This window comes from Krasilnikovia sp. MM14-A1004 (assembly GCF_047159485.1).
GTDB lineage: Bacteria > Actinomycetota > Actinomycetes > Mycobacteriales > Micromonosporaceae > Actinoplanes.
Genome location: NZ_AP038773.1, coordinates 3,415,675 through 3,441,597, shown reverse-complemented (window position 1 = coordinate 3,441,597; position 25,923 = coordinate 3,415,675). Strand labels below are relative to the sequence as shown.

24 protein-coding genes are annotated in these 25,923 nt (G+C 74.0%); 14 read left to right on the top strand and 10 right to left on the bottom strand.

What is annotated here, in order from left to right:
• Positions 1-81 precede the first annotated feature (81 nt).
• Positions 82-942 carry an ABC transporter substrate-binding protein gene (locus ACMCNN_RS15495; protein ID WP_412746912.1) on the top strand — a complete coding sequence of 287 codons (861 nt, stop codon included), beginning with the start codon at positions 82-84 and terminating at the stop codon, positions 940-942.
• A gap of 19 nt (positions 943-961) precedes the next feature.
• Here ACMCNN_RS15495 and ACMCNN_RS15490 read toward each other — a convergent pair whose 3' ends face one another.
• The 8 genes from ACMCNN_RS15490 to ACMCNN_RS15455 are packed head-to-tail and all read right to left on the bottom strand — an operon-like array spanning position 962 to position 6,563.
• Complete coding sequence (locus tag ACMCNN_RS15490; RefSeq protein ID WP_412746911.1) at positions 962-1,936, bottom strand: 3-oxoacyl-[acyl-carrier-protein] synthase III C-terminal domain-containing protein; 975 nt, start codon at positions 1,934-1,936, stop codon at positions 962-964.
• Positions 1,929-2,180 (bottom strand): acyl carrier protein, encoded by a 252-nt coding sequence (locus tag ACMCNN_RS15485; RefSeq protein ID WP_412746910.1) that lies wholly within the window; start codon positions 2,178-2,180, stop codon positions 1,929-1,931. The genes ACMCNN_RS15490 and ACMCNN_RS15485 overlap by 8 nt, the downstream gene beginning before the upstream one ends.
• A complete protein-coding gene (locus ACMCNN_RS15480) occupies positions 2,173-2,787 on the bottom strand; it encodes a ferritin-like domain-containing protein (RefSeq protein WP_412746909.1) in 615 nt (204 codons plus the stop codon). Before ACMCNN_RS15480 ends, ACMCNN_RS15485 begins: the two co-directional genes overlap by 8 nt.
• Entirely contained in the window at positions 2,784-3,452 is a 669-nt protein-coding gene (locus ACMCNN_RS15475; protein ID WP_412746908.1) for a 4'-phosphopantetheinyl transferase family protein, read from the bottom strand. The genes ACMCNN_RS15480 and ACMCNN_RS15475 overlap by 4 nt, the downstream gene beginning before the upstream one ends.
• Positions 3,439-4,536, bottom strand: a complete 1,098-nt coding sequence (locus tag ACMCNN_RS15470) for an SDR family oxidoreductase (protein ID WP_412746907.1) — start codon at positions 4,534-4,536, stop codon at positions 3,439-3,441. Before ACMCNN_RS15470 ends, ACMCNN_RS15475 begins: the two co-directional genes overlap by 14 nt.
• A complete protein-coding gene (locus ACMCNN_RS15465; protein ID WP_412746906.1) occupies positions 4,529-5,404 on the bottom strand; it encodes an aminoacyl--tRNA ligase-related protein in 876 nt (291 codons plus the stop codon). The genes ACMCNN_RS15470 and ACMCNN_RS15465 overlap by 8 nt, the downstream gene beginning before the upstream one ends.
• Positions 5,401-5,679, bottom strand: coding sequence for a hypothetical protein (locus ACMCNN_RS15460; RefSeq protein ID WP_412746905.1), 279 nt, complete (start codon positions 5,677-5,679; stop codon positions 5,401-5,403). Before ACMCNN_RS15460 ends, ACMCNN_RS15465 begins: the two co-directional genes overlap by 4 nt.
• The gene (locus ACMCNN_RS15455) at positions 5,676-6,563 is read right to left on the bottom strand and encodes a diiron oxygenase (RefSeq protein ID WP_412746904.1); all 888 of its coding nucleotides are present in this window, start codon (positions 6,561-6,563) and stop codon (positions 5,676-5,678) included. Before ACMCNN_RS15455 ends, ACMCNN_RS15460 begins: the two co-directional genes overlap by 4 nt.
• Before the next feature lie 182 nt (positions 6,564-6,745).
• Between ACMCNN_RS15455 and ACMCNN_RS15450 the strand changes: the two genes are divergently transcribed.
• From ACMCNN_RS15450 to ACMCNN_RS15440, 3 genes are all read left to right on the top strand, one after another.
• Positions 6,746-7,675, top strand: a complete 930-nt coding sequence (locus tag ACMCNN_RS15450) for a DUF3419 family protein (RefSeq protein WP_412746903.1) — start codon at positions 6,746-6,748, stop codon at positions 7,673-7,675.
• Positions 7,672-9,135, top strand: a complete 1,464-nt coding sequence (locus tag ACMCNN_RS15445; RefSeq protein WP_412746902.1) for a DHA2 family efflux MFS transporter permease subunit — start codon at positions 7,672-7,674, stop codon at positions 9,133-9,135. Before ACMCNN_RS15450 ends, ACMCNN_RS15445 begins: the two co-directional genes overlap by 4 nt.
• 99 nt (positions 9,136-9,234) lie before the next feature.
• Entirely contained in the window at positions 9,235-10,959 is a 1,725-nt protein-coding gene (locus ACMCNN_RS15440) for a N,N-dimethylformamidase beta subunit family domain-containing protein (protein WP_412746901.1), read from the top strand.
• Positions 10,960-10,967: 8 nt separating this feature from the next.
• On the opposite strand, the gene ACMCNN_RS15435 is transcribed toward ACMCNN_RS15440, so the two are convergent.
• On the bottom strand, positions 10,968-13,337 hold the full coding sequence (locus ACMCNN_RS15435; RefSeq protein WP_412746900.1) for an MMPL family transporter: 2,370 nt from the start codon (positions 13,335-13,337) through the stop codon (positions 10,968-10,970).
• 155 nt (positions 13,338-13,492) lie between these two features.
• On the opposite strand from ACMCNN_RS15435, the gene ACMCNN_RS15430 reads away from it, so the two are divergent.
• From ACMCNN_RS15430 to ACMCNN_RS15385, 10 genes are all read left to right on the top strand, one after another.
• A complete protein-coding gene (locus ACMCNN_RS15430; RefSeq protein ID WP_412746899.1) occupies positions 13,493-14,797 on the top strand; it encodes a flavin-containing monooxygenase in 1,305 nt (434 codons plus the stop codon).
• 10 nt (positions 14,798-14,807) lie between these two features.
• Entirely contained in the window at positions 14,808-15,665 is an 858-nt protein-coding gene (locus ACMCNN_RS15425) for a hypothetical protein (protein WP_412746898.1), read from the top strand.
• Positions 15,662-16,159, top strand: coding sequence for a hypothetical protein (locus ACMCNN_RS15420; protein ID WP_412746897.1), 498 nt, complete (start codon positions 15,662-15,664; stop codon positions 16,157-16,159). Before ACMCNN_RS15425 ends, ACMCNN_RS15420 begins: the two co-directional genes overlap by 4 nt.
• On the top strand, positions 16,152-17,765 hold the full coding sequence (gene purF, locus ACMCNN_RS15415; RefSeq protein WP_412746896.1) for an amidophosphoribosyltransferase: 1,614 nt from the start codon (positions 16,152-16,154) through the stop codon (positions 17,763-17,765). The genes ACMCNN_RS15420 and purF overlap by 8 nt, the downstream gene beginning before the upstream one ends.
• Positions 17,762-19,555 (top strand): fatty acyl-AMP ligase, encoded by a 1,794-nt coding sequence (locus tag ACMCNN_RS15410; protein WP_412746895.1) that lies wholly within the window; start codon positions 17,762-17,764, stop codon positions 19,553-19,555. The genes purF and ACMCNN_RS15410 overlap by 4 nt, the downstream gene beginning before the upstream one ends.
• Positions 19,542-19,838, top strand: a complete 297-nt coding sequence (locus ACMCNN_RS15405) for an acyl carrier protein (RefSeq protein ID WP_412746894.1) — start codon at positions 19,542-19,544, stop codon at positions 19,836-19,838. The genes ACMCNN_RS15410 and ACMCNN_RS15405 overlap by 14 nt, the downstream gene beginning before the upstream one ends.
• Before the next feature lie 20 nt (positions 19,839-19,858).
• A complete protein-coding gene (locus ACMCNN_RS15400) occupies positions 19,859-20,161 on the top strand; it encodes a DUF6506 family protein (protein WP_412746893.1) in 303 nt (100 codons plus the stop codon).
• Between the two features lie 190 nt (positions 20,162-20,351).
• Entirely contained in the window at positions 20,352-22,013 is a 1,662-nt protein-coding gene (locus ACMCNN_RS15395; RefSeq protein ID WP_412746892.1) for a substrate-binding domain-containing protein, read from the top strand.
• Between the two features lie 86 nt (positions 22,014-22,099).
• The gene (locus ACMCNN_RS15390; RefSeq protein ID WP_412746891.1) at positions 22,100-22,720 is read left to right on the top strand and encodes an RNA polymerase sigma factor; all 621 of its coding nucleotides are present in this window, start codon (positions 22,100-22,102) and stop codon (positions 22,718-22,720) included.
• Positions 22,695-23,165: a hypothetical protein gene (locus ACMCNN_RS15385; RefSeq protein WP_412746890.1), complete on the top strand. Its 471-nt coding sequence runs from the start codon at positions 22,695-22,697 to the stop codon at positions 23,163-23,165. The genes ACMCNN_RS15390 and ACMCNN_RS15385 overlap by 26 nt, the downstream gene beginning before the upstream one ends.
• 8 nt (positions 23,166-23,173) lie before the next feature.
• Here ACMCNN_RS15385 and ACMCNN_RS15380 read toward each other — a convergent pair whose 3' ends face one another.
• On the bottom strand, positions 23,174-25,831 hold the full coding sequence (locus tag ACMCNN_RS15380) for a CHAT domain-containing protein (RefSeq protein WP_412746889.1): 2,658 nt from the start codon (positions 25,829-25,831) through the stop codon (positions 23,174-23,176).
• Between the last annotated feature and the right edge of the window lie 92 nt (positions 25,832-25,923).

Sequence of the window (25,923 nt, the reverse complement as noted above, 5' to 3'; positions counted from 1 at the left end):
TTGAGGATTGAAACTCCTCAACTACCGAGCCACCTCGCCGATTGGACAGACAATTCCGCACCCTGCGGTAGAGGAGGGGACGTGCGCGTCAGACCAGCCCTTACGGCGTTCGCCGTCGTGGCTGCCATCATCGGCGGCAGCGCCACCTATTCGTCGGCAGCCCCGAGCCGGCCGGACACGGCCGCCGCGGCGGTGCCGGCCGACGTGCGCAAGGCCGGCACCCTGGTCGTGGCCTCGGAGATCGCCTACCCGCCCTTCGAGTACTACGACGACCAGAAGAAGGCCCAGGGCATCGACGTCGACCTGGCCACCGCGCTGGCCGACCGGCTGCACCTGCGCCTGGACTTCCGCAACATCGCCTGGGACGACCTCATCCCCACCGTTGCCGGCCACAAGGCCGACGCGATCATGTCCGGGATGACCGACAACGCCGAGCGTCAGAAGCAGCTCACCTACCTCGATTACCTGATCGAGGGCTCCCAGGTCGTGGTCGCCAAGGGCAACCCGCGCCACATCTCCGGCATCGACGGCATCTGCGGCCAGCGGGTCGGCCTGCAGGCCGACACGACCCAGGACGACCTGGCTCAGGCCCAGGCCGAGCTGTGCGCCGCCGCCGGGCGCCCCAAGCCGACCATCACCGGGCTCGGCTCGGGTGAGGGGTACCCGCTGGTCAAGGCCGGCAAACTCGACGCGGTCGTCGACGGCTACACCAGTGCCGCCGCCCAGGTGAAGGACGGCAACGACGCGTTCGAGCTGGCCGGGGTCCAGGTCGAGGCCAGCCCCATGGGCATCGGCATCGCCCGGGACCGTACGGACCTGCGGCACGCCGTCCAGCTCGCGCTGCGGGAGATCATCGCGGACGGCACGTACCTGAAGATCCTCGACAAGTGGGGTCTGAAGGCCGAGGCGCTGACCACCGCCGCGATCGACGGCGGGGTCTGACACCGCTGCGGGTCCGGGGCTATGCCCCGGGCCCGGGCGGTTGCACCTCCAGTACGGCGCACTGGAAGTTCATGCCGTACCCGGCGACCGGCAGGACCAGGCGCTGACCCGTGGCCAGGCGGCCGGTGGCGTCCAGCTCCGCCAGGTTGATCAGGTTGTCCCCGGCGATGACATGCCCCAGCCGGGCGGTGGCCGGGCGGTGCAGGCGCTGCTCCGGCAGGCCCAGCAGCCGCCCGAGGATCTCCACGGCGCGCACGTCGGTGTTCTGCGGCACGAGCCAGTCCGCCCCGGCCGGCGCGATCTTCACCTCGTCGCAGGCCTGGCGCACCACCTCGCACGTGTTGCTGAAGTAGCTGCCCACCACCTCGTCGTCGACCGCCTCGGCCAGCGCCCCGTTGGTCACGTGGCGCACCGACAGCAGCCCGAACCGGCCCGGCGCCCGCGATACCACGGCGCCGACCGCCCCGTCGGACACCAGGTTGTACGTCTGCTCGTAGCGCGCCCCGGCCGGGAAGCGGTCCGCGGTCACGACCACCACCGGGTCCAGGTCGGGCTCCGCGACCAGCAGCGCACGGGCGATCCGCAGCGCGCCCAGCAGCCCCGTGCAGCCCTGCTGTCCCACGCCGAGCACGATCGCGTCGTCCCACCCGAACTCCGCCTGCAACCGGCTGGCCGGATAGCGCATCAGGTGCTTGACGTCGCCGGTCGCCGCGAACCCGGCGGTGCTGCCGCTGGTCGCGTTGCCGGGCAGGCAGGTGGCGTAGACGATCGCGCCGACCCGGTCCAGCCGCTGCCGGATCGGGGTCAGCGCCCGCACCGCCAGGTCGTACGCGGAAGTGTCCGGGCCGCAGACGTGGTGGGTGTCGAAACCGGCCGCGCGCAGCTGCTCCGCTGTGGACACCGTGTCCCCGGCCGCGACCGTCTCCTCCACGGTGCGCGTCTGCTCGCCGAGCGCCCAGCTGATGTGGTCGATGCTGACCTGCGGTTCAGTCATCCCGGCCCGCCCGTTCGTGGATCAGCCGGGCCAGGTCGCCGACGGTGTGCAACGCCCGCATCTCGTCGTGCCCGAACCGGACCCCGTACATCTCCTGCAGCTCGATCACCAGCTCCACCAGGGCGAACGAGTCGACCGGCAGCGCGGCGATCTCCGTCTCGGCGGGCACCGGGCCGGGTTGGCCCAGGATCTCGCCGACGCGTTGGAACAGGGTCCCGCCGTCGTGCGTACGCAGCTCAGGCACGCTTGCTCCCCTCGGTGAACAGGAATTCCACGCGGTCGGCGTGTTCGGCCAGGGTGGCCGCGTACACGGCCTCGTCGGCCTCTGTCATCCGGCGCAGGGTCGCGGCGATGTGGTCCTTTCCGTACTCCGGCTCCATCGCGATCAGTTCCTCGCGTACCCATTTCACGTGCCAGCGTTCGTCTTCCATGATCTTGCGCAGGGTCTGTGTGACGAGCGGGTGCTGGTCCGGCACGGTCAGGTGCCGGGCGTACTGGCGCATGACGCGCTGCTCGAAGACCGAGGTGATCGCGAGCACCTCCATGAGGTTGGCCGGCAGTCCGGTGGCCGCCAGGTACTGGTCCTGGTAGGCGGCGCCCAGCGGCTGCGGCTTCTCCCCGAGCTGCTCCAGGCAGTCCGTCCAGTAGCGAGCGTGCTGGGCCTCGTCGGCGAAGTGCCGGGTCAGGTCGCTGTGCACCGGGCCGGGCCGCTGCGCCCGGGCCAGACGGCCGAAGAACAGCGCACCGCTGAGCTCCGAGATGCGGTAGAAGCTGAGCAGCCAGCGCTGGGAGTCGCCCGCCGTGCTGGTCGCGGGTGCCAGCGACGTGGGTGCGGGACGTACCGTCGTCATGCGGTTCTCTCCTCGTGGACGGCCACGGACACCAGGTGCCCGGGCAGCTGGACGGTGCGGTACCGGAACCGGGACCCGCCCCGGGTGGCGTGCCCGGACCAGGCGGCGGGCCGGCACAGCTCGTAGTCGGCCAGGATCCGCCCGGCGTTGCCGGTGTCGGCCTTGAAGACGGCCTCCTTGACGGTCCACAGTCGCAAGAGGACGTCCGGCGAGGTGGCCGGTGCCGCCGAGCCGGCCGGTGCCGCCGCGCCGAGCCGGGTCCGCTCGGCTGCGGTCAGGAACAGCCGGGCGATGCCGGGGTTCACCGGCCGCACGGCCTCCAGGTCCACCCCGATTCCGGTGCTGGCCCCCCGGGCGCCGACCGCGACGGCCACCCCGTGACTGTGGGTCAACGTGAGACGCGGATGCGGCAGGACCAGCCGGTCGGTGTCCACCCGTTCCCCGAGCCGGTCGGCGACCCGGCGCAGCGCCGCCCGGCCCACCTGTCGCTCCGTCCGGCGGGCCGCCTCCAGCGACGGAGCGTCGTGCGTGACCCCGCGCTCCGGGGCGGGCCGCGCCGGCACGGCCGGGGTGGTCGGTGCGATGCCCGCGACGGACACGACGAACTCGGGTCCGAGCAGGGTGGCCAGCGCCTGCTCCAGGCGGGCGGGGTCAGCGGCGTACATCGGGGCTCCTGGAGTCGGCCAGCAGGGTCCGGCAGGTCGCGGCCAGCAGCGCCGTCGCGTCCAGCGGCCGGTAGTCCGGCAGCAGGGCGCGCAGGCGGTCGTTGCCCACGTCCTTGGCGACGTACAACTGGGCGGCGAACGGCAGCAGGCTGGTCAGGGCCTGGCCGAGCACGCTGGCGCCGAAGCTGCGGGAGCTGTCCGCCAGCAAGGTGTACGAGTGCAGGTCCGCGTACTCGGGGCGGGCGATGCGGCGGCGCGCGAAGCCGGGGTCCGCGCCGAAGACGTCGAACGCGACGTCCAGGGTGCGGGCCAGGGTGAGCGAGTCGGCCGCGCGGTCCGCGACGTGGAACACCCCCGTGGCCGCCCGGTCGACGGCGGCTGCGGCGGCCCGCGCCGTGACCTCGGCCGTGGTCAGGTACACCGGCGTGCCGGGCAGCCCGGGCATCAGTCCCAGCAGCCCCAGCCGCAGCAGCCGCAGCGTGTTGTGCACCGCGTTGTGCTGCCCGGCCCGGCCCGACTCGTCGTCGGCGAGGACCGTGGCGACCCGCAGCACGCTCACCGGCAGGTCGGTCTGCCCGAACGCGTACGCCTCGGCCGCCCACTTGGACCGCTCGTACGCGTTGGCGAACCCGGCCGACGGCGCCGGGGCGGGCAGTTCGGTGATCGGCCCGGCCTGCAGGCCCGTCGCGTACAGCGAGCTGAACAGGCACACCGACGCCAGCCGCGGGCAGCGGCGGGCCAACTCCAGCAACCGGGCCGTGCCCGCGGTGTTCACCCGCTGGGCGACGTCGTGCTCGACGGTGAACGAGGTGACCGCCGCCGTGTGCACGACCGCCGTGAGATCGCCTGTGTCGACCCCGCCGAAGGGGTCGTCGCCGGCCAGGTCGCCGCCGGTGTACCGGACCCGGCCGGCCACGCCGGGCAGGTCCCGCAGCAGCGGCGCGCACCTGGCCTCGGCCTCGGCGGGCGTGGTGGCGCGTACCCAGAGCAGCAGCGGCCGGTCGGTGTGCGTGAGCAGGTGCCGGGCGACGTGGCGGCCCAGGTAGCCGTTCGCGCCGGTGACGAGGATGCGGCCGTCAGACATCGCTTCCCTCCCGGGGATCGGGCCAGCGCAGCGGGTCCGGTCCCCACCGCTCGGCGACGACGGCCAGCCAGCGTTCCAGGCCGAACGCCACACAGCCGGTGTGCGCGGTGGCGTCGCCGCGGCCCAGGTCGAACGCGGCGCCGAAGTGGTCGTGGTGCAGGTTCACCGACGCGATGGCGAGCGTTCCGGCCAGCGCCTCGTGCTTGACCGGGTCGAGCTGCTGCATCAGGCGGGCGCCGCTGTCCCCGGGCCGGAAGAACGGGTCGGTGGCGACCTCCCACGGCCCCGGCACGCCGAGGCGTTCGCGCAGGACGTCGACGGCGGCGCGGCCTGCGTCCAGGAACTCGCGGACCTCCGCGGCCGAGCCCACGCACACGATCTCGCGCATGGTGAACGCCCACTGCCGCCGCAGCGGCTCGAACCGCTCCTCCCGCCGGTAACAGGTCGCCGCGGTGGTGACCAGCGTCGGCCGGTCGGCGCGATGCTCGCGCAGCATCGCGTACACGGGGTAGCAGGCGGCCGGGGTCAGGGCGTGGCGCATCGGGGCGAGCCCGGTGACCGGCACGGCGCCGTCGGCGCCGAGCGCGTACCCGTCGACGAAGCGGCCGATCTCCGCCTCGTCGGCCGGCAGGGTCGCGGGCATCGTGACCAGGTGCGGGAACGCCGTGAAGTAGCCCATCCGGTCCAGGTCGGCGGCGGGCACCAGGGGCGGGAACTGGTGCTCGGTGGCACCCCAGCCCACGGCGAGGTCGGCGACCGCACGGTCGAGGCGGCGCAGCCAGTCCAGCGCCGGCCCGGACAGCACACAGGTCCCGTGCGCGGCCACGGTGACGCCGTCGGGCAGGCGTACCGTCGTCGGCGCGTTCATGACCGCACCCCCGCCCCGGCGTCCTGCGGGAAGAACGACCGCACGATGGTGTCGATGTCGGCGAAGGCCCCCGGCGCCAGGCTGCGCGGGTCGACCGGGGCCGCCCGCAGCTCCTCGATGAGCAGCAGCAGCTCCACGACGTGCAGCGAGGTCACCAGCCGGGTGGAGATCAGCGGGGTCCGGTCGGTCAGCGCCGCCGGGTCGAGGTCGGGATTGCGGGCCGCCACCCAGTCCCGCAGTCGGCCGCGCACGTCCGCGTTCATCGGGCCGCTCATGCCGCACCCACGAGGATTCCGTGCTTGTGCAGGAAGCGCAGGCAGCGGCGGCTGATCGCGGCGCGGTGCGCCTCGGCGGCCGGGTCGGCGAACGCCTCGGTGGCCAGCCGCCACGGCTCGTCCAGGCCGGCGTCCGCGTAGGCCTGCGGGTTGTAGAACGTGCGCCACACCGCGTGCACGTATCCGGCCAGCGCCGCGCGGATCTCGTCGAGCAGGGGCTGCGGCCACTCCCGCAGGCCGTCGGCGAACAGGCGCAACACGACCCGGCGGCCGAACGCCAGGTGACGGCGCTCCTCGCGATGGTGGTCGTGGTTGATCCAGCGGGCGACCGCCACGAGGCGATCGTCGGCGGCCATCCGGATGTTCAGGCAGTCCACGATGTCCTCGAAGATCATGACCCGGGCGAAGAACAAGAAGTCCGCGGCCTGCGGCGGATCCTGCGCCAGGGTGAGCATCCGTTCCGGGTAGATCCGGCCCGCGTACCGCTCGCAGAACCGGGTGAAGTACGCGCTGTGCCGCTCCTCCTCCTCGATCATCCGAGCGAGGTACGGCGCCAGGAACGCCGTGCCGGGGGAGTCCAGGCGGGCCCGGAGCCCGTCGATGAGCAGCCGCTCGCCGTGGATGTTCTGGCTGTAGAAGTTCACCGCCTCCCAGAAGCTCAGCTCCCGCCTCTGCGCGTCGCTCAGCTCGGGCCAGCGGGCGGTGGCGTACAGCGAGACCAGTTCGGGGCTGGTGAACCACTGGTGCCGGTCCAGCGTCGCCGCGGCGGGCCAGGGCCCGGCGGCCGGCTGGTGCTCGCGCGCCGACTCGGCGCACAGATGCTGCACGAGCTCGCCCAGCTGGGCGTCCGCCGGGCGCGGTGGCGCGGCAATGGGGTGGGTCATCTGCGGATCTCCCGGTCGGGTGGGCGTGGGCGCCGCGGTGTGCTCCGGCGTCGGCCGTGGGGCCGTCGGGGTAGAGGAGCGCGGCGACCCTCCGGTGATACCGCCACCACGGAACGTATTCGCGGGCCCCCCGAGCGCCTCTGTTACCGAGACGCACCCGCAGGCAACGCAACGGAGGAGACATGACGCAGCTCGACGCCGTCCCCGCACTCGGCCACCCAGCGCAGGCGCCCGGCTGGCAGCCGGACCGAGGGGCACACCGGCTGATCTTCGGCCGGATGTACGAGGACAGCGACGTGGAACGCACCGTGCTGCCCCGCGACGGGCGGATCCTGTGCGTCGCGTCTGCGGGCGACACCGCGCTCGCCCTGGCGGCCGACGGACGGCAGGTCACCGCGGTCGACGCCAACCCGGCACAGATCGGGTACGTGCGCGAGCGGCTGCGCGGCGCCCCCGCCCGGCCCGGCTCGACGGAACGGCTGCTGCACCACGCCCGGCGGGTGCTGGCGGGCGTGGGCTGGCGCCGTACCGATCTGGCGGCCTTCTGCGACCTGGACGACCCCGCCGAACAGCTCACCCGCTGGCGCGAACGCTTCGACAACCGCCGCTTCCGCCTCGTGCTCGGCGCCGCGCTGGGCCCGGCCGGCGTCCGCGCCGGCGGCTTCGGGGCCTTCACGAAGGCCGCGTCCGGCCCGGCCCGCCGCTTCGACCTGGTCGTCCGGCAGCGCCTGGAGCGCGGCCTGGGCCGGCACCCCAACCGCACCAACCCCTACGTACGGGGCCTGCTGCTGGGCGAGGCGCCGCCGCCCGCTCCGGCCGTCGACCCGGACCGCCTCGACCTGGTCTACGCTGACGTCGCCGCCTACCTGGAATCCGTGCCACCGGGCACGTTCACCGGGTTCAGCCTGTCCAATGTGCTCGACGCGGTCGGCCCCGCGTACGCGGCGCGGCTGCGCGCCGCCGTGCACCGCGCGGGCCGGCCCGGCGCGGTCGCGATCTGGCGCAGCTTCGGGCCCGGCGACGGCCGCGCGGCCGAGCAGAAGTGGGCCGCGCGCGACAGGGCCATGCTGTGGGGCAGCCTGCGGATCGAGCGCATCGGTACGGCCTCGTGAGCGGCGCCGCCCCGCAACGCCGGTGGTGGGTGCTCGCCCTGGTCTCGCTGGCGTTGTTCATGGTCACCCTGGACAACCTCGTGGTGACCACGGCGCTGGCCAGCATCCGGACCGGCCTGTCCGCCTCCCTGCCGCAGCTGGAGTGGGTGGTCAACGCGTACACGGTGTCGTTCGCGGTCCTGCTGCTGCTCGGTGCGGCGCTGGGGGACCGGTTCGGGCACCGGCGGATGTTCATCGCCGGACTCGCCGTCTTCACCGCGGCGTCGGCGGCGGCCGCGGCAGCGCCCAGCGCCGGGGCGCTGATCGCGGCGCGGGCCGTGCAGGGCGCCGGTGGGGCCGTGGTGCTGCCGATCAGTCTGACGCTGCTGGCCGGGGCGTTCCCGGGGCGGCAGCGGGGGCTCGCGTTCGGGATCTTCTCCGGCGTCAGCGGGCTGGGCGTGGCGCTGGGCCCGGTGATCGGCGGGGCGATCACCCAGCTCGCCTCGTGGCCGTACATCTTCGCCCTGAACGTGCCGGTCGGGATCGTCGGCTGCCTGGCGGCGCCGTACGTGCTGGCGCGCGGCGCGGGTCCGGCGCGGCGGCTGGACGTGCCGGGAGCCGTGCTGGTCACCGGCGGGCTGGCCGGGATCATGGTGGCGCTGGTCGCCGTGCCGGAGCACGGCTGGTCGTCGGGGCGGGTGACCGGGCCGCTGGCCGCCGGGGCGCTGCTGCTGGCCGGGTTCGTGGCGTGGGAACGGCGCGCGCCCGAGCCGATGCTGCCGCTGCGGTTCTTCGCCAACCGGGTGTTCACCGCGGTGAACCTCGCCGGGGTGGCGATGTACTTCGGCATGTTCGGCGGGATCTTCCTGCTGGCCCCGTTCCTGCAGACCGTGCAGGGACACGAGCCGCTGGCGGCGGGCCTGCGGATCCTGCCGTGGACCGTGATGCCGCTGGTGATCTCCCCGCTGGCCGGGATGGTCAGCGAGACATGGGGGGCGCGGCGGCTGATCGGCGGCGGGCTCGTGTTGCAGGCGCTCGCCCTGGGCTGGCTCGCGCTGGTGCTGACGCCGCAGCTGTCGTTCGCGGCCCTGCTCGTGCCCGCCGTCCTGGGTGGCGCCGGGATGGCCCTGGTCTACCCACCGGCGGCGAGCACGGCGCTGGGCGCGGTGCGGCCGCACGAGGCCGGTGCGGCGTCCGGGGCCATGAACGCGTTGCGCGAGGCGGGCGGCGCGTTCGGGATCGCGGTCCTGGCCTGGGTGTTCACCGCCAACGGCGGCGGCACCGCGCCGGCGGCGTACGTCTCGGGTCTGGTGCCCGCGATGGCCGTGGGGGCCCTGGTGCTGGCGGCGGGTGCGGTCGCAGCCTGGTGGCTGCCCGGCCCGGCGGCGCGGCCCGTCACGCCGTCCGAAGCCGGCGCACCGGACCCCGTGGGCGGAGCGCTGCGGCCGGCTCCCGTGGAGGTGGTCGCCGAGGTGGGCTGAAACAGCACCCGAACGGCACCGGGATCGGACCGGTCCGCTCCACCGATGCTCGTCATCGTGGCAGGACCGAAATCCGTCTGACCGTTCGTGAGGATATGAATGCGTGTCCGCGCCCGCGTGGCCCTGACGGCCGTCGTGTCGGTTCTGGTCGGCCTGTCCGGGTTCGGTGCGGCGACCACGGCGTCCGCCGCCACGGCCGCACCGGTGAAGTGCGCGGCCCGGCCCACGGCCGCCGGGTACGTCAAGACCGAGAACCGCCGTCCCGGAGCAACCGGATGGCAGTACAACGCCCGCGCCGTCACCCACGTGGAGGCGTTCGCGGACACGACCTCGGCCCGGTGCGGCCAGACCGTCCGGCTCATGGTGTCCACCCGCGCGCCTCGCGCGACGGTGACCGCCTGGCGGATGGGGTACTACGGCGGCGCGGGCGGACGGGCCGTCTACACCTCCGGCTGGTTCGCGACGAAGGCGCAACCGGCCGCGGTGGTCGCCCCGGCGACCCGCTCCCCGCGGGCACCGTGGAAGCCCAGTGTCAGCATCCGCCTCGACGGGCGCTTCACCCCCGGCTCGTATCTGCTGAAGATCTCCGACAGCCGCGGTGGGCAGACGTTCGTGCCGCTGACCGTCAACGATCCGGCGTCGACCAGCCCGCTGGTGCTGGTGTCCGAGCCGCTGACCTGGACCGCGTACAACTCCTGGGGTGGGAGCAGCGCGTACAAGGGTGCGAAGATCACCTACGCCGACCGGTCGCTCGTCGCCTCGCTCGACCGGCCGTACAAGTCCAACCACGGCATGGCCACCTACCTGACGGACGAGTACCCGCTGATCCGGCTGGCCGAGCAGCGCGGGTTGGACGTCGCGTACGTGACAGACGTGGACGTGCACCGCTGGCCGGCGCTGCTGCTCGCGCACCGGGGCGTGCTGCTCGGCGCGCACGCGGAGTACTGGTCCGCGCGGATGCGCGCCGGGTTCGACGCCGCCCGCGACGCCGGCGTGAACCTCGCGGTGTTCGGCGCGAACACCGCCTACTGGCAGGTCCGGCCGATGTCGTCCAGCTTCGGGGCGGACCGCGCCTTCGCCATCTACCGGGAGCCGGAACTCGACCCGGTGACCGCTGGCGATCCCGAGTCCAGCACGACCCGGTTCCGTGATCTCCCGGCCGCGCAGCCGGAGAGCACGCTGCTCGGCGAGCAGTACACGGGCTGCCCCGGCCGTCACGGCGACATGGTGCTCACCACCCCCGACTGGCCGTTTCCGCCGAACACCACCCCGGGCACCGTCCTGCCGATGGGCGTGCGCCAGGAGTTCGACAAGGTGATCCCGGACGCCGTGCCGGCCAACGCGGACCTGCAGGTCATGGCCAGCTCACCGGTCTACGGCTGCTACGACAACAACAGCACGTACGAGGCGAACGTCAGCTACTACACGGCCCCCTCCGGCGCCGGGGTCTTCGCCGCGGGCACGCTGGGCTGGGTCTGCCACCTGTACAGCTCCACCTGTCTCTACGGTGGCGCGACGGACGCGTTGACCCGCTCGGTGTTCACGGCCACCACGATCACTCTGATCACGGAGATGGCGCAGGGCCCGCTCGGCCTCACGCACCCGAGCCACGCGAGCGCCGCAGCGATGTCGTCCAGCATGCCCGGGACCGGCAGGGTCATGATCGCCGGTGACGCCGGGGAGGGCGACGGCGACGACTCCCCGCCACCCGCCCGCTTCGACGGCGAGGGCGCCGGTACGCCGGTGTCGTGGCTCCCCAGCGAGGTCACCGTGGGCGGCATCTGGCCAGGGCTGCCGGACGGCGCGGTGCCGACGGACGGCTGAGGCACGGCCTACGCCTCCGGCCGGACGCCCGCGTTCGCGACCACCGGGGCGGTGTCGTCCCCGGAAACCCTCCGCAGCCCACCGGCGTCACCCGCGGGGGCCGCCGGAACGGCCGGTTCGGGCGCGACGCCCCGGACCGGCGACGGCGGTAGCAGCGCGGCCAGCCACTTCGGCAGCCACCAGTTGCGTTCGCCCAGCAGCACCAGCGTCGCCGGGACGAGCAGCAGCCGCACCACGCTCACGTCGAGCAGCACGGCGACCGCCAGCCCGAACCCGATGGCCTGGATCGGCACCAGCGTGGTGAACGCGAACCCGCCGAACACCACGATCATGATCGCGGCGGCGGGCCCGATCACCCCCGCGGTCCCGGTCACGGCACGGACCACGGCGTCCTTTGTCGAGTAGCCCTCCAGGTGCGCCCGCCGTACCGCGGTGAGCAGGAAGACCTCGTAGTCCATCGACAGTCCGAACAGGATGCAGAACAGGAACAGCGGCAGGAACACCTCGACGTAGCCGGGTGCGTGCACCCCGAGCAGCGACGCGCCGTGGCCGTCCTGGAAGACCCACACCAGCACGCCGTACACGGCCAGCACCGAGGCCAGGTTCGTCACCACCGCCTTGAGGGCGATCGGCAGGCTGCGGAACGCCACCATCAGCAGCACGAACGACAACACCAGCACCAGCGCGATCACCTTGGGCACGCTGCCGCCGACCTGCGCGTTGAGGTCGACGTTCTGGGCGGGCTCACCGCCCACGAGCACCGTGGTCCCGGCGCCCGCCACCTCGGGCAGGGTGGCCCGCAGCCGGTGCACCAGGTCGATCACCTGCGCCGACTGGGGGCCGTGTCTGGTCGCCACGGTCAGCGCCGCGACCCGGCCGCCCGCGCCGATCTGTGGCGTCGCCACGTCCACGACCTCGGGGTCGGTGTGCAGCCGGGCCGACAGCGCGCGGGCGATGCGTTCCACGCCGGCCCGGGTGTCGGGTGCGATCGGCGCCGCGTCCGGGCCGCCGGTGGCGTTCGGTGCGGCGACCAGCACGCGCAGCGGCCCGGCGCGGCCCGCGCCGAAACCGTCGGCCAGCCGCTGCGCGGCCACGCGTGGTGCCGCGTCCTCGGCGAGGATGTCGGGGCCCGACGTGCCCAGGCGCAGGTGCAGCGCGGGCAGCGCCAGCAGGGACAGCAACGCGACCGTTCCGCCGACCACCCACCACGGGCGGCGCACCGGCAGGTCGACCACGGCCCGGATCCGGCCGGAGCGGGGCTCGTCATCGTACGTGCGGCGGCCGAGCCGGCCGGGCAGCCGCAGCGCGTTGACCCGGTTGCCGAGCATCGCCAGCATGGCCGGGAACAGCGTCAGCGCGGCGGTCGCGGCCACCGCCACCGCGATCATGGCCCCGAGCCCCATCGACCGGTACGCGGGCACGTCGACCAGCTGCGTCCCGGCCAGCGCGACCACCACGGTCAGCGCGGACACCAGCACGCCGTGCCCGCTGCTGCCCAGCGCCTCACCGACCGCCTCCTGCGGCGTCGACCCGCGGGCGAGGGCCCGCCGGAACGGCCGCAGCACGAACAGCGCGTAGTCGATGCCGACCCCGACCGCGATCATCGTGGCGAGGTTCTGGGTGAAGATGTTGACAGTGGTGTTGGCGCCCAGCACGGAGATGAGGGCCAGCCCGACGCTGGCCGCGATCCCGGCCAGCGCCAGCGGCAGCAGCGCCGCCACCGCGCTGCCCAGCGCCAGCAGCAGGATCACCAGCACCAGTGGCAGCACGATGCGTTCGGCGGTGGCCAGGTCCTCCGAGCCGGTCTCCTGGAACGCGGCGTAGAACGGGGCGTCGCCGGTCATCGCGCCGTCGGCCGGGGTGCCCGCGAGGGCCCGGTCCACGGCCTCCTGCAGCTTCGGGGCGTGCGCGTACGCGGCGTCCTGCGGCTCGTTGATGCCCACCTCCACCGCGGCGGTGCGCCGGTCGGGGGAGACCTGGCCGGTCCGCAGCGGGTCGGAGACGTCCGCGACGCCGGGGCTCGCCGCCAGCGCGGCGCGGACGCGGGACAGCGCCGCGGCGTACCCGGGATCGTCGATCGTGGTCTTGTCGGAGTGCACGACCAGCACGCTGGTGCGGTCGAAGCGCTGCGGCAGCGCCTGCTTCTCCAGCACGGCCACCTGCGCGGAGCCCGAACCGGGCACCTCGAATCCGCCCGCGGTCAGGTTGTCCTTCAGCTGACTCAGCGCCGGCACCCCGGCGAGCACCGCCACCAGCCACAGGCCCAGCACGAGCCGGCGGTGCCGGCCGATCGTCCGGCCCCAGGCGGCGAAGCCCGGGCGGGGCAGTACCCGCCGCCCCGGATTTCGAGGTGCGGTGTTCGTCGCGGTCCGCGTCACGATGTCTCCTTCCGGCCGGTGGCCCGCACTGGCAGAGCCACGGACGGCGGTCGGTGATACGTCATCGGCGGGGGTATCAATGGGGCGTCCCGGACATCTTCCTCCCTGCAAGCGCGACGTCAGCGCGCCTGATCCAGCGAGAAAGCCGGGAGCCAATGAGTACGACCATGGACCTGCGGGACCGCTACGCCGTCATCGGTGCCGGGCCGTCCGGGCTGGCCGCCGCCAGGAACCTCATGGCCGAAGGGGTGGCCTGCGAGGTGCTCGAAGCGCACGACGGCGTGGGTGGCATCTGGGACCGCGCCAACCCGCGCAGCTCGGTGTACGCCAACACCCACACGATCACCTCGAAGAAGGTGACCGAGTACCCCGACCTGCCGCTCGACTCCGATCTGCCGACCTACCCGCGACACGACGCGATCCTGGACTACCTGCGAGGCTACGCCGCGCACTTCGACCTGACCCCGCACATCCGCTTCGGTCAGGAGGTCACCGGGGTGACCCCGGACGCCGAGCATTGGATCGTGCGGACCGCCGACGGCACCAGCCGCCGCTACCGCGGGGTCGTGCTGGCCAACGGGCACAACTGGTCGCCGCGGTTCCCGCAGTACGCCGGCAGCTTCGACGGCACGACGATGCACTCGCGCGACTACGACACCGCCGCCGACTTCACCGGCAAGCGGGTGCTGGTGGTGGGCGCGGGCAACTCCGGCTGCGACATCGCGGTGGAGGCCGCGCAGACCGCCGAGTCCGTCATGATCAGCATGCGGCGCGGCTACTACTTCGTCCCGAAGTACATCCTCGGCAAGCCCGCCGACCAGGTCGGTGACGCCAGCCAGTCGCTGCGCCTGCCGATCGGGCTGGTCCGGCGCATGTACAAGCTCGTGCTGCGCGCCACCGTCGGCCGCCCCCAGGACTACGGGCTGCCCGTGCCGGACCACAAGCTGCTGGAATCCCCGCCGATCGTGAACTCGCTGCTGCCGTACCACGTGGGGCACGGCCGGGTGAAGGTGCGCCCGGAGATCAAGGAGCTGCACGGCGACAAGGTGGAGTTCACCGACGGCCGGGTCGACGCCGTCGACGTGATCGTCTACGCCACCGGCTTCCAGGTGGAGCTGCCGGGTCTCGACCGGGAGCATCTGAGCTGGCGCGACGGCCGTCCCGATCTGTACCTGAACGCCTTCTCCCGTACCCACGACAACCTATTCGTGGCGGGCCTGACCGACGGCACCGGCGGCCACTTCCCGACCGTGGACCTGCAGACCAAGGTGATCGCGAAGTTCGTCGCGGGCCGTGACAGGGGCAGCGCGGCCGCCGCCGACCTGGCCCGGCGCAAGGCCGACGAGCACCCCGACGTCAGCGGTGGCATCAAGTTCATCGACTCGCCGCGCAGCCTGACCCAGTTCGAGCTGCACACGTATCTGCGCCAGCTGCGCCGCCACCTCGACGACCTGTCCTGAGGAGACACCGATGACCGTCATTGACAAGGCGACCGCCGGACCGCTGGCCGACGTCGTCTTCGAGGTCCCGTACTGCAGCGTCAGCCAGTACTACGAGTACTACGGCGACGCGCCCGCCCCGGCCGCGTACGGGCTGTCGTGTGTGTGGCAGACCTTCGAGGTCGGCCGCCGCCTCGAAGCCGCCGGCCTCGGCCCGGTCCGGTACCTGGTCGACGGGCGGCACGTCGCGGCGGTGGCCACCACGGCCGACGGGATGGACGTGTACGACCCGTACCTGCTGCACCTGGAGCCGCTGCGGCTGCGCCGCGCCGACGCCGGGCCCAACGGCACCGTGACGGCCGTCCAGGAGGCGGTCCCGTTCCGCAGCACCGCCGACGGCGGCGCCGCGCCGGGCCGGGTCCGCGCGGTGTGGACGCCCGAGCGCAACCGGCTGCGCCTGGAGTACACCCGGTTCAGCCCGCGGCGCGGACACCACGTCGTGTCCCGGATGTTCACCTTCGCCACCGACCGGGTGCTGGGGGCGGTGCCGCCACCGGCCGAGGTGGTGCGCCCGCTGCTGCTGCACCCCGAACAGAACAACCTTTCGGTACGGGTGGTCGACCGCGACCGGGGACTGCACGAGCTGGTCTACCCGCTGGCCCGGCTCGGCAACGGAATCCACCGGCAGGACCTGCTGACCCGTGACAACGACGGCCGGTGGACGCGGCACGGCCGCCGCGACTTCGACGCCTCGCTGGGTGCCATCGCCGACACCCTGGCCGTCACCACCCGCGAAGTCGTCGACTTCGTGCTCGGTGGAGTGGACATCTACCGCCGGGTCGCCCCGGCAGACCTTGAGATCGCGTCGTACGCACTGGAGGACGAATGACATCCTTTTTCCTGGCCGGGCTCATGCAGGGCTCCCGCGACGGCAACGACACCGCCGACCAGTCGTACCGGGGTGACCTGCGCGATCTGATCCTCACGCACCGCCCGCAGGCGACCATCTTCGATCCGGGCGAGCTGATGGCACTGTGGCTGTCCGCGGACGCCGACGAGCTGCGCCGCAGCCACGGCGAGCTGGCGACCGCGTCGGTGCTCACCCGTACCGCGCTGGCGCCGCCGGTGACCCGGCTGGTCACCACGTTCCACGACCTGGTGGGGCTGGCCGCGACCGCCGACGTGTGCGTGGCGTGGCTGCCCGGCCACGAGGCCAGCATGGGCACCGCCGTGGAGATGTACGCGGCGCACCAGGCGGGCCGCCACGTCGTCGCGATCACCGAGATGCGGCAGAACCTCGCCGTGCTGGCGACCGCCACGCACATCGTCCCGACCCTCGCGGCGTTCGCGGAACTGCTCGCGTCCGGAGAGCTCGATGCGTAGCGGGGACGGGCTGGTGGACGGCCACGCCCGTCCCCGCGACGCGTGCGGGGTGGTCGGCGTGATCGCCACCGCCCCGCCGACGGCCTCGGGCGCCGCCCACGGCGGCGTGGCTGATCCGGCGGGGCTCGGCGGCACCTGCCCCAGCGAGGCCGACACCGCGGTGGCGGCGCGGGCGTACCGCGGGCTCGCCGCGCTGCAGCACCGCGGCGACCAGAGCGCAGGCATCGCGGCCGGTGCGGCGGGCCGCCGTACCGGAAGGGTGGCCGGGCCCGGACCGGTCCGCGACGCCCTGGCCCGGGCCGACGTCGACGCATTACGCGGCGACGTCGCCATCGGCCACGTCCGGTACGCCACCGCCGGCGGCCTCGGCGCCGGCAACATCCAGCCGATCGAACGGCAGGTCGGCGCTGTCTGGTTCGCGCTGGCCCACAACGGCAACCTGGTCGGCGCGCCGCAGCCCGCGGACGGCAGCGACCTGGAACCCGGCGCCAGCGACAGCCTGACGGTCGCCGCGCTGCTGGCGGAGGCGCTCGCGGGGGGCGCCTCCTCGTTCGAGCGGGCCCTGTGCGACCTGCTGCCGAAGCTGACCGGCGCGTACGCGTTCGTGCTGACCGACGGCACCCGCCTGTACGGCCTGCGCGACCCGAAGGGCCTGCGGCCGCTGTGCCTGGGGCGCAGCGGCGACGCGCTCGTGTTCGCCTCGGAGACCCCGGCGCTGACCGAGATGGGTGCCGAGTTCGTCCGCGAGGTGCAGGCGGGCGAGCTGGTCGTCGCGGACGCGTCGGGAATCCGCTCGGTGCGCCCGTTCCCGGCGGAGACCGTCGAGAACCGGCTGTGCCTCTTCGAATTCGTGTATTTCAGCCGCCCGGACGGGCATCTGTACGACCGGTCCGTCTACCTCACCCGGTGGCGGGCCGGTGCGGCACTCGCGGTACACGCTCCGCTCCCGTCGGACGGGACCCGTCCGGATCGGGAGACGCTCGTGCTACCCCTGCCGGACTCGGCGATCCCGGCCGCGGAGGGGTACGCGGCGCGCAGCGGCCTGCCGTACGGCGAGGCACTGGTGCGCAATCGCGAGCACGGCCGTTCGTTCCTGGCGGCCGCGCAGGACGAGCGGGAGCGGCGGGCCGCCTCGAAGTTCCGGCTGATCCCGGAACTGGTCCGCGGCAAGCGGCTCGTCGTGGTCGACGACTCGCTGGTGCGCGGCACCACCACCCGGGCCGTCACCGCCCAGCTGCGGGCGGCCGGCGCCGCGGAGGTGCACCTGCGCATCGCCTCACCGCCCTGGCGGTGGCCCTGCCCGCTCGGCATCGACGTGGGCAGCCACGGCGAGCTGGCGGCGGCCACCTCGACCCTGTCCGCGATCCGCGACGAACTCGGCGTGGACAGCCTCAACTACCTGCCCTTGGACCAGCTGATCGACGCGGTCGGCGCGCCCGCCGGGAAGTTCTGCACCGGCTGCCTCACCGGCGACTACCCGGTACGGGTGCCCACGGTGCCCGGCCAGCGTCCCGACGACGTGCTCGTTCCCGCTCCGGCCGGCTGCGTCAGCCGGACCGTCCGCACCGCCCACCACCGAAGCATTCGGAAGGAACCGCAACGATGACCACGTTCACCCGACCCGCCGTGGCGGCGCAGGCCGCCGGCCCGTCGACGTTGATCCGGTCGCTGCCGGCCACCGTGCACGAGGAGGCGCTGCGCAACCCGGATCGGACCGTGCTGACCGCTCTGGACCGCGACGGGCAGACCACCGAGGTGCTGACCTGGAGCGAGCTGGACCGCGAGGCCCGCGCTCTGGCCGCGGACCTGCGCGCGGTGGCCGAGCCCGGCGACCGGGTGCTGGTGCCCGCGATGCCTGACCTGCGCTTCCACGTCGCGTTCCTGGCCTGCCTCTACAACGACCTGGTGGCGGTGCCGGTGCCGCCGATCCGGCCCGCCGGGCTGCGCTCGGCCGCCACGGGCAAGCGGGCGAACCGGCTGGACCGGCTGCTGGCGATCTGCGCCGACGCCGCACCGGTCGCGGCCGTCGTGCCCGGCGCGGTGGTGGACGCGCTGGCCCGGGTCGCCGCGGACGAGCCGGTGCTGCGCCGGATGCACCTGATCGCCGCCGAGCCCCGGGACACCACCAACCTGGTCGACGTGCCGGAGTGGGTGGACCCGGGTGAGGTCGCCTTCCTGCAGTACACCTCGGGCTCGACCGCGGCGCCGCGCGGTGTCGTGATCACGCACGGGGCGATGCTGGCCAACCAGCGGATCATCGCCGAGCACCTGCGGATCACCTCGGCGTCCACGGTGGTCAGCTGGCTGCCGGTCTACCACGACATGGGCCTGTGCGCGGGCCTGCTGCAGCCCCTGTACGTCCGGGGCGAGGCGATCGTGATGGCGCCGGAGACGTTCATGGTGCGCCCGGAACGGTGGCTGCGGGCGATCTCCGGACGCCGCGACGTGATCTCCCCGGCGCCGGACTTCGCGTACGCGCTGTGCGCCGCCCGGATCGAGCCGGAGGTCCGCCGCGAACTGGACCTCAGCGGCTGGCGGGTGGCCCTGAGCGGCGCCGAGCCGGTCCGCGCGGAGACCATGCGGGCGTTCACCGCGGCCTTCGCCGAGAGCGGCCTGCGCGAGACCGCACCGACCGCCGGGTACGGCCTGGCCGAGTCGACGCTGTTCGTCAGCGGCGGCCGCGCCGACGAGCCGCTGACGGTGGGCCGGTTCGACCGGGAGGAGCTGGCGCACGCCCTGGCCAGCGCCGCCGGACCCGGCGCGCCCGCCACCGAGGTGGTCGGCTGCGGCGGCACGGTCGACGAGGTCGAGGTCGCCGTGGTCGACCCCGTCACGTTCCGGCGGTGCGCGCCGGGCACGGTGGGGGAGATCTGGGTCGACTCACCGAGCAACGGCATCGGGTACTGGGGCCAGGAGGAATCCAGCCGGGAGATCTTCGCGGCGGAGCTGGCCGACGAACCCGGCCGGGGCTGGCTGCGCACCGGTGACCTGGGCTTCCTGGAGGAGGGCGAGCTGTTCGTCACCGGCCGGCTCAAGGACGTGGTGATCATCCGCGGGGCGAACTACTACCCGCACGACTTCGAACGGCTCGTGCAGGCGTCCGATCCGCTGCTGGCGGGCGGCATCGCGGCCGCGTTCGGTACGGCCGGTGCGGACTCGGTGACAGTGGTCGCCGAGGTGGCCCGCGACGTCACAGAGGACGAGGCGCAGGCGCTGACCGTGGCGGCGGCGCGGGCGGTGGCCGAGCACCTGCCGGTGCCCACCGGCATCGTGCTGGTGCCGCGGGGCAGGGTGCCCCGCACCACCAGCGGGAAGGTGCGCCGCGGCGAGTGCGCGACGCACCTGGCGCAGGGCACGCTCCCGGTGCTGGCGAGGTGGCCCCGTGCAGCCGCGTGAGGCGGGCGCCGGCCTGCCGGTGACCACGGCGGGAAATCCCGGTGTTTCCCTCGAGACGGTCGTAGCGTGGCTGCGTACCCATCTCGGCGACACCCTGGGCGTCGCGCCCGACTCGCTGGACGGCGACGCGCCGCTGGCGGTGTACGGCATGACGTCGCTGGTCAGCGCGATGCTGCTGGCGGATCTGGAGGACGCGTTCGACATCGCGGTGGATCCGGCAGACGTGCCGCCCGACGTGTCCCTGACCGGGGTCGCCGAGATCGCCGTGGCCGCACAGGGCTGAGCTACCCCCAGGAGGAATGGATGCCACTGGAGCGTTTCGGGTTCATCGTCACCGGTGCCGGGCTCGACCCGGACAAGCACCGCGCCTCGATCCACAGCAAGGGGTTCACCGGGGTCATGGTGGGGGTGAGCAGCCCGGAGCAGGGGGTGGCGGTCGCCCGCGACCTGGTCGCCGACGGCATGCAGCTCATCGAGCTGTGCGGCGGCTTCGGCCCGGTCTGGACGGCCAAGGTCATCGAGGCCGTGGGCGGGGCGGTGCCGGTCGGCTCGGTCGGCTACGGCCCCGAATCGATCAACGGCATGCACGCCCTGTTCCCGGACTGAGCATGCCAGCTGCGCGGAGGGCCAGGACCACGTTGTCCTGGCCCTCCGTCGTTTCGTCTGCCGATCGGCTCGCGCGGGTTCGCGACCGGATGTATCAATGCGCCCGCTCGGCCATCTTGCTCATCGGATGCCCGGCTCCCCGCCGCGCTCCGCAGGTGAGATCCCGAGAGAGCGCCCGAGGAGGCCTCCGATGAACGCAGAGCCCCGCCGGGCCCGCACCGGGATGCGGTTGCGCGGCCCCCGGCTGTACGCCGGAGTCGCGGTGCTGGTGGTGCTGACCGGGGTGTTCGCGGTGAGCCGGGTCGGGCAGGGCGCCTCCGGGTGCGCGCAGCCCCGGCCCGTGCTGCAGGTCGCGGCGGCCCCGGACATCGCCGGTGTGGTCAGCGAGGTCGCCCGGCGGCTGACCCGCGTGGCGGGCCGCTCCGGCTGCTTCTCCGTCGCGGTGAGCCCACGGACCTCGACCGAGGTGGCGGACGCGGTCACCCGCGCCAGCACCCGGCCGCCGGACGTGTGGATCCCCGAGTCGACGGTGGTGCTGCGCCGCCTCGGCGCCGACGTCGCGGGCCGCCCGGACCCGGCACGCTCGATCGCCACCAGCCCCCTGGTGCTGGCGGTCGCCCCGGACGTCGCGGCCCGGCTGGGCGGCTCACGACCGTCCCTCGACGATCTTGTGGCCGCGGCGGGCGGGGACCGGCCAGTGCCGCTGCGGCTGCCCGGCCGCGGCTCCGCGGCCACCGCCGGGGCCGTCCTGTCGCTGCAGGGCGCGGTGGCGCAGCGCGCCGACGCCCGCGCCGTGCTCACCGGGGTGCTGCGCACCGCCGAGCCGGACGCCACGGCTGGCGCCCTGACCCCGGCGGCCCTGGCCGCGGGCCACGCGGCGGCGCCGATGACCGAGCAGGCGGTGTGGGCCGCGCGGACCGCGCTGGTGCCGCTCTACCCTCAGCGGGCCGGGTTCGCCTTCGACTACCCGTTCACCGTGCTCACCCTCGACGGCTACCGCCAGCAGGTCGCGGGGCTGCTGTTCGACGCGCTGCGCGGCGAGGCGGGTCAGGGCCTCGTGCGGGCCGCCGGCTTCCGCGACGTACGGGGTCAGGCAGACGCGACGCTGACCGGCTGGGGCGCCCCCGGAGCGGTTGCGGCGTCCGCGCCCGACGACGCCGCGCTGCGGCAGGTCGACCGGATGCTGGACACGGTACGGCGCGACGCGCGCCTGCTGGCCGTCCTCGACGTGTCCGGCTCCATGGGCCGCGCGGTCGAGGGCCTGCCCGGCGCCACCCGGATGGACCTGGCGGTCCAGGCCGCGGAGCGCGGACTCGCGTTGTACCCGGACAGCACCGAGGCCGGGCTGTGGGTCTTCGCCACCGACCTGACACCCACCACCGACTACCGGGAACTGGTCCCGGTGGCGCCGCTGGCCGCCGGCACCGACGGCACCGGCAACCGGTTCCGCCTCCTCGACGCGCTCACCCGGGTCCGGCCGGTCCCCGGCGGGGACACCGGCCTGTACGACACCACCCTCGCGGCGGTGCGGGCCGTGCGGCGGGGCTGGGACGCGCGGAGGGTCAACGCGGTCATCCTGATCACCGACGGGGCGAACGACGACCGCCACGGGCTGAGCCGTACCCAGCTGCTGACGGCGTTGCGCGCCGGGCAGCGCGCCGGCCGCCCCGTACCCGTGATCACCGTGGCCCTGGGTCCGGACAGCGACGTCCGCGCCCTGGCCACCATCAGCGCGGCCACCGGCGGCGCCTCGTACGTGGCCCGTGATCCCCGCGACGTCCGGGAGGTCTTCCTGGACGCGCTGGGCCAGCGCGCCTGCCGCCCCCACTGCGCTGCGGCGCCGACCCGCTGACTCGGGATCAAAGCCATGCAACCGGCATACGGGACAATAGGATGTGAAGCCTTGTCGACCGCCCTCGTCAACGAGGAGGTATGGGCATGGACGACGCAAATCCCATCGGCGCCCTGGTGGCGGCCGCGGGGCGCGGTGACTCCGTCGCCTGGGCGTCCCTGGTGTCCCGGTACACCCCGCTGGTGGCGTCCGTGATCCGCGATCACCGGCTGCGCGGCAGCGACGCCGAGGACGTGGGCCAGACGGTCTGGCTGCGCCTGGTGGAGAACCTCGGCAAACTCCGGGAACCACAGGCACTGCCAATGTGGATCATCACCACGACCCGCAACGAATGCCTGCGGCTGATCCGCAACAGCAAACGTCAGCGCCCCTTCGACCCCACCGATGAACGCGGGGCCGTCGAGGCGACTGACACGGCCCAGCCGGACGAACGGCTCCTGGAGTCGGAACGCCACCGCGCCCTGCTGGCGGCGTTCGCCGAGCTGCCCGAACACCAGCGGGAACTGATGCTCCTGCTGATCGCCGACCCGCCGATCCCGTACGCGGAGATCAGCCAGCGGCTGGGCATCGCGGTCGGAAGTATCGGTCCCACCCGAGCCCGCGCACTGCAACGGCTGCGGGAGAGTTCCTCCATCACGCGGTACCGCGACCAGGGGTCGCATGACAAGGAAGGTGGTCGACGTGGCGTCGCAAGCCTGGAACGATGACGAGCTGCTGCTGCAGGATCTCGCAGCGGCGCTGCGGACGGCGCAACCCCTCACCCCGGCGCTGCAGCGCGCCGGCGAGGCCGCGTACGCGTGGCGCACCATCGACGAGGAGCTGGAGCTTGCCAGCCTCGTCTTCGACTCCGTGCTGGAGCCCGAGCTCGCGTCGGTCCGCGGCCCCGGCCCGGACGTGGAGAACTACCGGACCGTGCTGTTCGAGGGCCGGTCCGTCTCCGTCCAGGTGGAACGCAGCGGCGACGTCGTGGTCGGCCAGGTGATGCCACCGCAGCCCGGCAAGCTCAGCGTCGAGGGCGCCAACGGCCACATGGCCAGCGTGGACGTCGACGAACTGGGCTGCTTCAGCCTCGACGATCTGCCCGCCGAGCCGATCCGGCTGCGCTGGGAGGCCGACGCCACGCGCCTGGTCACGGGCTGGATGCGCTTCTGACCGGGCGCTCACCTCAGCCCGGCGCCCAGGCAGACGAACCCGGCCGCCGCGGCCAGCGGCAGGATGCCCTCCTCCCGGGTGCGCTCCTGTGCGGACGCGAGGGCCTCGGCCGGAGAGCGGCCGGCCAGTAGTTGCGCGTGATAGGCCCGCATCAGCGGCGCCGTCTCGCCGTCCGGCACCGGGACCACCGGCGCCACCAGCGTGGCGGTGCCCTGACTGAGCAGCGCGGCGGTCAGGCCCAGTACCTCCTCACCGGCGACCACGTGCGAGCGGCCCGTGTCGCATGCCGCCAGCACCACCTGATGCGGCGGCCTGGGCAGCAGCTCCAGGTCGTACACCGTGTACGGGCCGTCGGCCAGCCGCAGCGCCGAGAACAGCGGGTTGTCCGAGCGCAGGTGGCCGTGGGCCGCCACGTGCACCAGACCGGCCCCGCTCATCGCGGCCGACACATGCGTCGCGTCGGCCCGGTCCTCGAACAGCCGTACCGATCCCGGGTAGAGCCCCGCGACCGCCTCCGCCTCGTCGCGCGCCCCCGGCAGACCCGGCCCCGCGACCACCACGACCCGCGGGGACGCAGCGGCCACCGTCCGGCGCGCCGACCGGAACCAGCGCGCGGCCGACGGCGCGACCGTGACCGGCCGCCCCACACACGACGGCAGCACCGACCACGGCAGCGACTGCAACAGCCCGGTCGGCACCACGACCAGCGGACGGTCCCCGATCACCCGCGCCAACGGCCGCATCAGTACGCGGTCGAAGCCCTCCCGTACCTTCTCCAGCACCGCGGCGGCCGCCATCGCACTGACCTTCGGGGTGTGCGCGCTGGCCATCCGGTGCAGGGCGAACGGCAGATGCCGCAGCCCGGCGTGCACCTCGGTGAGCGGGCCGAGCCGGGTCAGCCGGGCGCGGCCGTCGACCACGGTGACGGCGTGCAGTTCGTCCTCCAGCTCGACGTACTCGATCAGCGCCGCCGGGCCCAGCACGGCCGCCAGCTCGTCGATCTCCGGTGGTGAGGCGCCGCCGCCGGTCCCCGGTGCGGCCGCCTTGCGGCAGTGGTCGCGGATCCGGCGTTCGGTGGCCACCTGGTGCTGCACCAGGGCGGAGGTGGGGCGTCCCTCGCCGCGGTGCTGTTCGATCTCGGTCATGGTCGCGCGCAGGTCGGCCAGCATCCGGGCCAGCACCGGATCGGCCGGCGGGTGCACCGGGCGCAGCAGGACCGAGACCGCGCGCCCGCGTTCGGTCCACTGGTAGACGCCGCGGGCGTTGCCGGCCGCCAGGCAGATGCTCACGCCGAGGCGGGCCAGCGCGCCGCGATGCGCCGATACGTGCGCGCGCAGCTCGGTGGCGCCCATCGTCGCCTGGTGTTCCTCCAGGATGTGCAGTCCGGCGGAGAGCGCGCGCAGCGCACCGTACGGCCGGCCGCCGGCGCGGCGCAGCATCGCCTCGGCCAGCCAGGCGCGGGCGCGGGCGTCGGCCGGGCCGGCCGTACGGGCCCGGCTGGCCACGCTCAGGTCCCGGCGGGCCAGGCCCGGCTGGTGGCGTTCCAGGGCGAGGCGCCCGGCGATGACCCGGGCCTCCAGCGCGGGCACCTCCCACCCGGCGGCGGCCAGCTCGTCGGCGGAGCGGCGCGCCTGCCCCGAGGTGACCCGCGCCGGGTCGCGGACCATCCGCGCCTGCAGCCGGGCGTGCCGGGCCAGCGCCAGCCACTGGTGGCGGCCCTGCCGGCGGAACTCGCGGGCCGCGGAGTCCGCGGCCTCCTCCGCGGTGCGCAGGTCGCCCTCGACCAGGGCCACGGTGGACAGCAGCAGGCGCGCCTCCGGCAGGTGGATCCGCTTCTGCTTCGAGTACGCGTGCACCGCCGCCTCGGCGGTCGCCCGTGCCTCCTCGACCAGCCGGACGGCCAGCAGCACCCGGGCGCGGTCGACCAGCAGCGAGCCGACCTCCAGCCCGAGCCCGCGGTAGCGGTGTTCGGCGCGTTCGAAGAACTCCAGGGCTGTGGGCACCTCACCCTTGCTGGCCTTGAGGCAGCCGAGATTCTGCTCCACGTACGCGCGGGGCAGTTCCAGGCCGTGCCGTTCGCACAGGTCCAGCGCGGTGCACAGGTCCGTCTCGGCCGCGGCGAACGCGCGCCGTTCGAGGTGCAGCAGGCTGCGGTTGCTCAGCGCCCTGGTCTCCCACTGGGCGTCGCCGAAGCGCCGCAGCAGCGGCAGTGCGGGCCGCACCGCCTCCAGGGCCTCGTCGACGCGCCCCATCTCCTGCAGGATCGCGGAGCGCTGCACCATCGCCCGCGCGGCGGAGACGCCGCTGAGTTCCCGCAGCGCGCCGTCGATCTCCCGGAACGCGTGCCCGGCGCGCCCGCGCAGGGCCAGCGCCGAGGCCAGGCTCATCCGGGCCTCACCGGCCAGTTGTGCCGACCCGGCGCGCTGCGCGGCGGACAGGGAGCCGCGCAGCTGGGTCATGGCCTCGTCGAGGTCGCGCAGTTGCATGGCGGCGACCCCGTGCGCGCGCCGGGCCACGCTCAGGTCGGCCCAGTCGCCGGTGTGCAGGGCGGTGCGTTCTGCCTCCATCGCCAGCCGGCGGGCGTGGCCGGGCTGCACCGTGGCCAGCCGCATCGCCTCGGCCGAGGGCGCCTCCGCCCGGCTGAGGAGAGCTGGTGCTGCGGTCATCGGGCCATCACCGTCCCGCGGAAGCGTTGGGTGAAGGATACGCGCCAGGATCTGTCACAAACAGTACTTATCATGCCAGGTCGCCCATCAGT